Below are 993 nucleotides of genomic sequence, written 5' to 3'. Positions count from 1 at the left end.
CTTAACTCAGGTGTTAGGTTCATGAACGACAATATCGCTCTTGTGATCCTTGCCTCAGCATTTCTTCTGCCTGTCTCTATCTATCTCGCAGGAAAATTGTCCGACCGTATCTCTAATATTGCTTATAAAATCCTTGGAACCTTTTGTTTAATTTGCGCTGCAGGATTTTTCGTCTTTGTAGCGTGGTTCTTTTTTACGACCGGTCAACTAGTATTTCCTTCGCGGCGTGGATCTCCCGCACAAATCATTGGCCCAGAAGCATCATTGGACTACAAGTTATTCATAGGGTCATTCAATGTGCTCGTGGGCTCTGCCCTTGCGTACTCAGGCTTGACGATGCTTAGAATCAAGCACCCACCTCCCGATCAAGGGCATGAAACCTAACTAATCGTTCANNCTTAACTCAGGTGTTAGGTGATTTGGATCGGGTTTGTCCGCACCCAAAAAACAAAAAAGAGGCGCTCTGCGCCTCCCACTATGAATTTATATCACCCCTGGGGGCTTGCGGCAAGGCTCATAGCGAAAATTAGAATCGCGTCTTGTCAGACATGAGAGGTGGCTAAGTGATGATTCATGATGAGTGGACCCCGGTTACTCTTGAAAACTGCGATTCAGTAGCTGGCTCGTTTTATCACGGTACAAGAGCGGATCTTTCAGTCGGTGATTTACTCACCGCAGGATTCAGATCCAACTATCGTGACGACGTTGTTATGAATCACATCTATTTCACAACGATTCCAAAGGGCGCTGGTCTTGCCGCAGAAATCGCCAAAGGGGAAGGAAGACCGCGCGTTTATATTGTGATTCCAACAGGACAGTTTGAAGACGATCCAAACGTCACAAATAAAAAGTTCCCCGGCAATCCAACACGATCTTACCGTAGCCAACATCCGCTAAAGATCGTTGGTGAGCTTGAAAGCTGGGAACCCTACGATCAAGAATTCATTCAAAATCTTAGAAAATTTGTCGAATCTGGCTCTGGTGAAATTATCA

Annotated in this window: 2 protein-coding genes; both read left to right on the top strand. The window is 45.6% G+C overall.

Translation table 11 applies throughout. The features are described 5' to 3' along the window. A partial coding sequence (locus ABE093_RS13510; RefSeq protein WP_430761433.1) for a hypothetical protein occupies positions 1-384 on the top strand: 384 nt, incomplete at its 5' end. Positions 385-566: 182 nt separating this feature from the next. After that, on the top strand, positions 567-993 hold a 427-nt coding region (gene arr / locus ABE093_RS13505; protein ID WP_430761432.1), incomplete at its 3' end, for an NAD(+)--rifampin ADP-ribosyltransferase.

Origin of the sequence: Solilutibacter silvestris (assembly GCF_050574925.1) — a bacterium.
GTDB classification, from domain to species: Bacteria; Pseudomonadota; Gammaproteobacteria; order Xanthomonadales; family Xanthomonadaceae; genus Solilutibacter; species Solilutibacter silvestris_A.
Note: the sequence above shows the minus strand (reverse complement) of the source record. Positions and strands in the feature narration are given on the sequence as shown.